11 protein-coding genes, 1 tRNA gene and 1 pseudogene are annotated in these 8,041 nt (G+C 64.0%); 7 read left to right on the top strand and 6 right to left on the bottom strand.

Features of this window, described 5'->3' with window-relative positions; genetic code table 11:
• Window positions 1–199, bottom strand: a 199-nt coding sequence (locus tag OBACDRAFT_RS06120) for a hypothetical protein (RefSeq protein ID WP_043583781.1), incomplete at its 3' end; no start/stop codon positions are given.
• Window positions 200–412: 213 nt separating this feature from the next.
• On the opposite strand from OBACDRAFT_RS06120, the gene ndk reads away from it, so the two are divergent.
• A complete protein-coding gene (gene ndk, locus OBACDRAFT_RS06115) occupies window positions 413–829 on the top strand; it encodes a nucleoside-diphosphate kinase (RefSeq protein WP_043583788.1) in 417 nt (138 codons plus the stop codon).
• 53 nt (window positions 830–882) lie between these two features.
• Here ndk and OBACDRAFT_RS06110 read toward each other — a convergent pair.
• A tRNA-Gly gene (locus tag OBACDRAFT_RS06110) sits at window positions 883–957 on the bottom strand.
• A gap of 108 nt (window positions 958–1,065) precedes the next feature.
• Window positions 1,066–1,923 carry a hypothetical protein gene (locus OBACDRAFT_RS06105; protein WP_157836929.1) on the bottom strand — a complete coding sequence of 286 codons (858 nt, stop codon included), beginning with the start codon at window positions 1,921–1,923 and terminating at the stop codon, window positions 1,066–1,068.
• On the opposite strand from OBACDRAFT_RS06105, the gene rplU reads away from it, so the two are divergent.
• The 5 genes from rplU (at window position 1,900) to OBACDRAFT_RS29445 (ending at window position 4,847) form a co-directional block, all read left to right on the top strand.
• A complete protein-coding gene (gene rplU / locus OBACDRAFT_RS06100; RefSeq protein WP_043583780.1) occupies window positions 1,900–2,214 on the top strand; it encodes a 50S ribosomal protein L21 in 315 nt (104 codons plus the stop codon). The genes OBACDRAFT_RS06105 and rplU overlap by 24 nt on opposite strands.
• A gap of 59 nt (window positions 2,215–2,273) precedes the next feature.
• On the top strand, window positions 2,274–2,525 hold the full coding sequence (rpmA, locus tag OBACDRAFT_RS06095) for a 50S ribosomal protein L27 (protein WP_043583778.1): 252 nt from the start codon (window positions 2,274–2,276) through the stop codon (window positions 2,523–2,525).
• A 142-nt stretch (window positions 2,526–2,667) separates the two neighbouring features.
• Window positions 2,668–3,036 carry a hypothetical protein gene (locus tag OBACDRAFT_RS06090; RefSeq protein WP_043583776.1) on the top strand — a complete coding sequence of 123 codons (369 nt, stop codon included), beginning with the start codon at window positions 2,668–2,670 and terminating at the stop codon, window positions 3,034–3,036.
• Window positions 3,037–3,054: 18 nt separating this feature from the next.
• Entirely contained in the window at window positions 3,055–4,329 is a 1,275-nt protein-coding gene (gene lnt / locus OBACDRAFT_RS06085; protein ID WP_052361314.1) for an apolipoprotein N-acyltransferase, read from the top strand.
• On the top strand, window positions 4,290–4,847 hold the full coding sequence (locus OBACDRAFT_RS29445) for a nitrilase-related carbon-nitrogen hydrolase (RefSeq protein ID WP_052361312.1): 558 nt from the start codon (window positions 4,290–4,292) through the stop codon (window positions 4,845–4,847). Before lnt ends, OBACDRAFT_RS29445 begins: the two co-directional genes overlap by 40 nt.
• Here the strand turns inward: OBACDRAFT_RS29445 and OBACDRAFT_RS26275 are convergent.
• Genes OBACDRAFT_RS26275 through OBACDRAFT_RS29435 form a run of 3 tightly spaced genes read right to left on the bottom strand, consistent with a single transcriptional unit; the run spans window position 4,799 to window position 7,292 of the window.
• Window positions 4,799–5,953 (bottom strand): glycosyltransferase, encoded by a 1,155-nt coding sequence (locus tag OBACDRAFT_RS26275; protein ID WP_081721846.1) that lies wholly within the window; start codon window positions 5,951–5,953, stop codon window positions 4,799–4,801. The genes OBACDRAFT_RS29445 and OBACDRAFT_RS26275 overlap by 49 nt on opposite strands.
• The gene (locus tag OBACDRAFT_RS29440) at window positions 5,950–6,483 is read right to left on the bottom strand and encodes a glycosyltransferase family 4 protein (protein WP_232766726.1); all 534 of its coding nucleotides are present in this window, start codon (window positions 6,481–6,483) and stop codon (window positions 5,950–5,952) included. The genes OBACDRAFT_RS26275 and OBACDRAFT_RS29440 overlap by 4 nt, the downstream gene beginning before the upstream one ends.
• A gap of 11 nt (window positions 6,484–6,494) precedes the next feature.
• On the bottom strand, window positions 6,495–7,292 hold the full coding sequence (locus OBACDRAFT_RS29435) for a glycosyltransferase family 4 protein (RefSeq protein WP_232766725.1): 798 nt from the start codon (window positions 7,290–7,292) through the stop codon (window positions 6,495–6,497).
• A 108-nt stretch (window positions 7,293–7,400) separates the two neighbouring features.
• On the opposite strand from OBACDRAFT_RS29435, the pseudogene OBACDRAFT_RS06065 reads away from it, so the two are divergent.
• Window positions 7,401–8,041: pseudogene (locus OBACDRAFT_RS06065) on the top strand (hypothetical protein); the annotation flags it as partial.

Raw genomic sequence — 8,041 nt, 5'->3', positions numbered from 1 at the left:
AGCGGGGGCCGTAGGTGAGGAGTTTTTCAAAGACTGTCTGGTGTTCTGCGGAGAGGGCGGAGGTGCCGGGTGCGAGTTCGGCAATGTGGAGGAATTGCGCGGTGATGCGGGCGACAGGAATGTCAGCGGCGACGAGGTCTTGCTGGAGTTTCTGGAGGCGGAAGCTGGAGAGGGCGGAGGTGCCGCGGTGGATAAGCATGATGGGAAGGTGGTCGGGAAGGTGGATCGGAATAAAAATTGCCCTGATCGGAACGTGTTAGCGGGCGGCTGAAAAGCCTTCGTTTAGAACAAGAGGTCCTGCATATGGCAGAATCCGGCGTGCTTCATGGGAGACTGATCAAAAAAAACAATAGGGAATCGCTGAAATAAGTGCTTCACATGCGCCAAACGAAAGTTTGTTATGGCCGGTTTTATGGAGAAAACATTCATCATTTGTAAGCCGGACTGCATGGCCCAAAAACATGTGGGCGAGGTGATCAGCCGCTTCGAAAAAGAGGGTTTCGAGATTGTTGCCGCAAAGCTCACCCGATTGGATGCCCGTGTGTTGCGTGAACATTATGCTCATGTGGCGGACCAGCCGTTTTACCCCAATCTTGAAGCATTCATGAGTCAGCGCCCGGTGTTGATTGCGGTGCTTGCGGGTGAAAACGTGGTGGCGCGGGTGCGCGATTTGCTTGGCCCGACCAATTCCACCAAGGCTCCCAAGGGCACGATTCGCGGCGATTTCGGCGAAAGCTCGATGTACAACGTCGTGCATGCCTCCGACAGCGTTGAGAACGGCAAGATCGAGATCGCCCGCTTCTTCAAACCCGAAGAAGTGCTCGGCTAAACCGCGCCTCTCCTCCTCCCTCCTTCCCCCCCGGCCCCGACTGCGGGGGAAATTGGTGCGCCACGACGGAATCGAACCGTCCTCTCATGCTTGGGAAGCACACATAATAACCGATATACTAGTGGCGCGTAAATCAGGCAGGCGGGCACTCCAGATGCAGGCGAATCGTGGGTCAAGCGGCTTTTAGGAATCTGGCGCTCCCGCGTTTAGGGAGTGTCAGGCTCGTCGGATCGAGATCAAAATCCCTCGATGCTGTCGGGGAGTTTTTTCTGCTGCGTCTCCCGATCCTGTTCGCGGTCGCGCTCATTCTGCTCCTTGCGCTTCTCAAAGAGAAGCATGTCGAACTTCGTGTTATAAATCAGCAGCAAGTCGCCTTGGACCTTGGCGCGCAGGAAATCCGCCTCCGCCTTGGTCAGTTCGTAACCATAGCCAAGCGCACTCTCCTTGACCGCGTCCTTCGGCACCTTGCTCCACGGCGTGTCGCCCGGACGGTTCCGCTGCAGGATCGCATTGATTTCAAACTCGCTCAACTTTGTCCCCACGCGCCGGTATCCCTCCAGCACCACCACGCCCCGATAATACACGACATACAACCGCCAGCCCTCGTCGGCATTGATGCGCTGTTTCACCGACGTTTTCCAATAAACGACCTCCTTCGCTCCCTCGGGAAAATACGACCGCAAACCCGACAACGGATTTTCCTTTTCGAGCCGCTCGCGCTCTCGTTCGGATGCATTTTTCGGCATGGAGAACACCTTCCCCAGTCCCTCGTGCAGCATTCGCCGCTCCAATTGATCCTGCGTTTCGCCCACGCGGGCCTGCGCCCACGAAGCCGCCATCGCCACACCCAATGCCAGAAATAAACCACGGAGTCTGAAGAAATGCATGGCGCGAAAACCTGCCAGACGCCCCGGCCAACGCCACTCAAAACTTTGCAAAACCACACACAGGGAACGCATTTGCCAAGCCTTCGCCCCCCCTTTCCCCGCCCTCGTGTTTATCCCCCGGTTTTTCTCGAAAATCTCCTTGCCTAGCGAACAACAACTCCGTGTCTTCTTCCTTTTACTTTTATGAAAGCGACCATCAAAACCCAAGGTCAGCAGTTCGCTGTTTCCGAAGGCGACATTCTTATCGTCAACCGCTTCCCGAACACCGAAGCGGGTGCCACCGTCGAGATCACCGATGTGCTGTCCGCAGGCGAAGGCGAAGGCTTCAAGGTGGGCACTCCCACCCTCGCTGGCGCCAAGGTCACGGCCAAGGTTCTTGAAAACAAACGAGGCGATAAAGTCGTCGTCTTCAAGAAGAAGAAGCGCAAGGGCTATACCCGCAAGCGCGGTCACCGTCAGGAATTGTCTGTCATCAAGATCGAAACCATCTCGGCCTGATTTCACTCCAGACAATTCGTCTTCCAACCACATTTTAACCACAACAAAGGACATCAGCCATGGCGCATAAAAAAGGTGCAGGCGCAACAACCAACGGACGCGAGAGTCACTCCAAGCGTCTCGGTGTGAAGAAATTCGGCGGACAATCTGTCGTCGCCGGCAACATCATCGTCCGCCAGCGCGGCAGCAAGCTGCACGCCGGCAAGCACGTCGGCATCGGCCGCGACTGGACGCTCTTCGCCCTCAAGGACGGCGTCGTGCAATACGACAAACCTCATCGCAAGGTGAACGTTGTCGAAGCCGGAGCCTGAGTTCCGTTCCCGGCAGCCCAAGCACGCCGCTTCTCTCTCATACTTTGCAACGCCGGGCGCATACGCCCCGGCGTTTTTTTATTTCCCGACCTCCGACCTCCGCCACTGTTCATTGTTCACTGCTCACTGATTTCCCCCTGCCATGTTCGACCGCTTGCAACAACTGCGCCGGCAAAAAACCATCCTCGAAGAGCACCTCGCCTGGCTTGACCACGAGATCGCCGAAGCCGAAGGCGACTCCCCGCCCGCCACCATCCCCACGATTTCCACGCTGCCCAGCGCCCCCGGCACGACCACCACGCACACCCACCACGCCACACTCGGCGAACCCGAGGCTCCGGCCACGACCAAAGCCATGGCGCGCGCCGAGGAGATCATCACCCAGCACAAGATCGCCCAAGCCTCCGCCCCCGATGACATCCGACGCGGCTGCCTGCTGCTCGTCGTCCTCGGATTCACCCTCCTCGCCATCGCCTTCCTCCTGCTTTGGCAATTCGGTCCGCGCCAGTAAACCTGTCCCCCACGCCGCATGTCCAGCCAGCCAGCCGCCGACGGCAACAACGCAAGTCCGCTCTCGTCGTCCCTCCCCCCCCCCCCCCCCCCCCCGTCGCCTTGGTGGCGACGCCATGCCGACACGCTCATTGCGCTCATCGTATTTGCGGCAACATGCGCCTTCACGATCCTGATGGCCCCGCCCGGACGCGCTCCGGAGGCCGCCTATATCTTTGCCGGCCCCGCGATTTTCTGGGCCTACCGGCGCCCCGCATGGCGACCCTACCTGTTCGCCACCCTCGGCTCGCAGGTCGTTGCTTGGACCGTCATCCTCGGCTGGCTCCATCACGTCACCTGGCTCGGTCTCTTTCTGCTCGGCCCCGTCATCGGCCTGTGGGTCGGCGCGTGGTTCGCGGCGGCGCGCTGGGTGATGCCGCGCATGATCGGACGCCCCACCATCACGCGGCTGCTCGCCATGCTCGGACTGGCCGGCGTGTGGGTCATCATCGAGTGGACGCGCACCTGGCTGCTCAGCGGATTCCCCTGGCTCCCCCTCGCCGCCACCCAATGGCAACGCATCAGCATCCTCCAAATCGCCTCCTACACCGGCGCGACCGGCGTCTCCTTTGTGCTCATCGTGGTCAACATCGGCGCCGCCGCCTACGCCCACCGCCTCCTCTGCGAAACCGCCCGCGGACTTGCCCGCCGCTCGCAGGAATTTCTTGCCGCCCTCTTCCTCCTCCTCGTGTGCCTCGCCGTTTTTGTTCCCGAGGCGATCAACCGCGGACGCCATGCCCTCCCCCTCGGCCGCTTTGCCATCGTGCAACCCGCCATCCCCCAAACCCTCAAATGGGACCCCGACTCCGCCTCCGGCATCGAACAAATACTCGTTGACCAAACCCTCGCCGCCGCCCGCGCCACACCGCGCCCCGACGTGATCTTCTGGCCCGAAGCCTCCACGCCTTGGGCCGCCCGCGGAGACCCGCGAACCCAGGCTTGGATCGAACAACTCGCACGCCAGACTGGCGTGCCGCTCGTCCTCGGCTCCATCATTATCCAAAAACCCAAGACACCCGAAGAAGCGTGGTTCAACGGCGCGCTCGCCGTCGATCCGCGTACCGGGTTGCAGGATACATTTTACGCCAAACGCAAACTTGTCCCCTTTGGCGAATACGTGCCCTTCCGTTCCCTCATCGGCTGGATCGACAAATTCGTGCCCATCGGCGGCGACTTCGACCGCGGTTCCATCCGCCCCCCCCCCCCCCCTGACCCGTGCCCGTCGCCGGGCGCACCCTGCGCCTCGGCCCCCTGATTTGTTACGAAGACATATTCCCCGCGCTCGCCCGCGCCAACGTTCGCGCCGGCGCGGATCTCCTCGTCGTGCACACGAACAACGGCTGGTTTGGCGAAGGCGACGCCGCCTACCAGCACGCCGCCAACGCCGTCCTTCGCGCCGTCGAATTGCGTCGCCCCGTCCTCCGGTCGGGCAACAGCGGCTGGAGCGGCTGGGTGGACGAATTTGGCGCCATCCGCGCCGTGCTCACCCGCACCCCCGACGGCCAGGTTCACACCGACCGCACCACTGGACGATCCCCCGGCCCTGACTCTGACCAAGGCACCGTGTATTTTCGAGGCCACGCCTCGTTCCCTGTCGCGCTCGACTCCCGCTGGATGGGCCGCCTCAGCGTTTACGCGCAATGGGGCGACTGGTTTGTCGCCCTCTCCGCCGTGCTCGCCGCCTGCGCCTGGGCAACCCTGCGCCACCCTCCCGCCTCCGGCGGTCAACCCCCTTCCCGCTCCCGCCTGAGCCGAGCAAACAAATCCAGATAAGCCCCCACCTGCCGCGCCGGATCAAACGCCGCCCGCGCGAACACCCGCGCCGCCGCGCCCGCCGCCCGCCGCCCGTCCGTATCCTCTATAAAACTACGCAGCGCCGCCGTGAACCCCGCGCCTGCGTCCGCGTCGAACGCCGGCGTCACCACGCCGCTCACGCCCACGCGCATGCACTCGCGTGCCCCGGCCACCTCCATTGCCACCGCCGGCAAACCATGTGCCTGCGCCTCGATCAAAAAATTGGACAACGACTCCGCCCTCGACGCCAGCACCGCCACATCCGCCGCCCGGTACAACGCCCCCGGATTCTCCACAAAACCAAAAAATCGCACCCGCTCCCCGATCCCCAGCCGCCGCGCCAACGCCTCGCACCGCGCCCGCTCCGGCCCCTCGCCACCGAACCACAACTGCCACTCCGCATTCACTGCCAGCCGCGCCGCCGCCTCGATGATCGCGCGCTGGTTTTTTTCCGGACGAAACATCCCTACGCACAACACCACCACTCCCTCCCTCCCAACCCCATGCGTCGTCCGCAACGCCTCCGCCGCCGCTCCGCGCCCCTCTCCCTCATCGCCTCCTGCCGGGAACACCAGCCCATTGTAAATCACCGACACCCGCTCCGCCGGCACCCCATGCACCTCCCGCAACACCGCCGCCGATTCCCCACTATTGGCCACCACATGATCGACCACGCGCAACGACTCCCGAAACCCCCGTTGCAGCCCCTTCCCCGTGCGCATCGTCCCCACGACCACCGCGTCCGGCAGCACCCGCTTCACCCGCGCCCCCCGCCCATTGGCCATCCGCCCCATGCACAACACCACATCCGGAGCCAGCGTCCGCAACCGCCGCGCCAACCCCGGAGCAAACCCATTGATCCGCCAGTCAAACCCCTGCAACGCCTCATGCCGTGGCGCGGGCGACCCACCCGCTCCCCTCTCCTCCATCAACCCCGCCATCAACCCCGCCGCCAGCACCCCACCCGGCCGGAACGTCAGCACTGTCACCCCATGCCCCGCCGCCGCAAACGCCCGCGCCAGCAGCACCGACTGCCGCTCTGTTCCCCCGCTGCGCAAGTAATCCTGAAGAATGCAAATTCTCATCCGCCGCCCCCCCCGTAAAGCAACGCCGCCGACTCCGCCCACGACGACCGCCGCGCCCACACGCGTCCCGCCTCCCCCATCCGCCTTCGCAACTCCGCGTCACCCAGCAAACGCACAAACGCCGCCGTCAACTCCTCCGGACACTCCGGATTGACCAGCAACCCCGTCTCCCCCGCGCGCACCGCCTCCGACACTCCGCCCACATCATGCGCCACCACAGGAAGCCCCCGGGCCGCCGCCTCCAGATAGACCAACCCGAACCCCTCCACGCTGCGCCCGTGCCCGACCGACGTCATCGCAAACACATCCGCCTCCGCGTAAACCCGCCCCAAATCCTCGTCCGGCACATCGCCCAGAAAACGCACCGCCAGCCCCGCCGCCTCCGCCCGCGCCGCCGCCTTGCGCAACACCGTCTCGTAACCCCGCAACCTCGCCGTCCCGACCAACCGATACTCCACCTGCCGGCGCAACGCCTCCGGCAACGCTGCCAGCGCCGCCAACGTGCGAATCTGCCCCTTGCGCGGATGCAAGCGCCCCACCGTCAGCACCACCAAACGCCCCCCCCCCCCTCTGACCTCTGCTCTCTGACTACTGACCTCTGCTCTCTGACCGCTCCCGGCGCGATGACCACCTTGCCCGCCGCCTCCGGGAAACACTCGCAGAGCAACTCCCGCGTGTAATGCGTCAACGTGCTCACCCGCCACGCCCGCCGGATCAACCAACGCGTCAGCAACCGGCTCACCGGATTGGCGTGAAACCTCAAAATCTCCGAACCATGAAACGTCAGGACCAACCGTTCCGGGCAAAACGACCTCCACGGCAACAGCAGCATTGCGGCGAGCATGGGCCCCGGCTCCGCCAAGTGAACCACCGCCCTGCGCAAACGCCGCCGCTCCGTCACCAGAAACCGCGCCATCGTCCACTGGCACCGCAAACCATGCGACCCGCGCAACGGCAGCCTGCGCACGACAAACGGCCAGTCTGTCCGCTCCACCTCCCCCCGTGCCAAAGCCTGGGCCCACACCTCCACGCCGCCGCCATTCCCACCGACCTCTGACCTCTTCGACGGCGAAGCCGCTGCCGCCGCCCGCGCCAACCCCTCGCAATACGTGGCGATTCCCCCGCGACGCGGATGGAACTCATGAGTGAGGATAAACAATGACCGCGCATTCGCAGCCGTGGAAACCGGAGGATTCATCAGGGACCAAACCCGGCAACCCATAGCCAGCCCTCCTCCAGCGGCGAGCACGATTCTCCCGTATTGGCGGAGGGCGGGTCTCCTGACCCGCCAGACGCGGCGCAGCCGCGCCCATCCGAAATCAGAAAGGCGGCGTTGCACGCCGTCGGCGGGGATTGGCGATTGGCAATAAAACCCGCCCTCCAGAAACGCGGAATTGAAAGATTCCAAGGTTGAACAGAACCTCTGCGAGACTATCCCCATTCCTCCGTGCGCTCCGTTGCCCGCTTTATTACCCGCTCTGTTACCCGCCCCGCCCTGTTCGTCCTGCTGGCGCTGGCTGCGCTGCCGGTCCTGACACCGACCGCGTCCGCCCAGCAAATCCCCTCCGACTGGCTTCGTAACGCCCCGACGCCCGCCCAAGCTGAAACGATCATCCAAGGCGCGGAAAAATACGGCTGGCCCGCCATGGCGGCGGCCCTGCGCGAAGCCGCCTTTACCCTCTATGGCGTGAACAGTGGAAGCGGGGGCGGGGGCATGAGGCTCGATCTCGCCGAAGCCTGGCTCTACCCGGCCTTGTGGGCGGCGCAATTCGCGGAAAAAGAAGACACGTTTCTCTCGCGCTGGACAAAATCCGTGGAAGACGCCGGCGTGGCGCACTCCAACATGCCCTCACAATACGAAGCGCAGCCCGACGCGCTTCTCGGCACCCGCCTCCCCCCCCCGCTGCAACGCCAGTTGCTCCCGGATCGCGGCCTCTCCGCCGTTTACTTCGACCAACTCTCGCCCTGCGACTACCTTCCCGCCGTCTTTGACACCCTGACGGCGCTCCACGCGGCCAACCCGGCGCGGTTCGCCAAATACGCGCAACTCGCCCTCGCCCTCGCCCTCGTCCACGACACCCCCCCCCC

This window comes from Geminisphaera colitermitum TAV2 (genome assembly GCF_000171235.2).
GTDB lineage: Bacteria > Verrucomicrobiota > Verrucomicrobiia > Opitutales > Opitutaceae > Geminisphaera > Geminisphaera colitermitum.
This window is presented reverse-complemented; position numbering and strand designations above follow the sequence as displayed.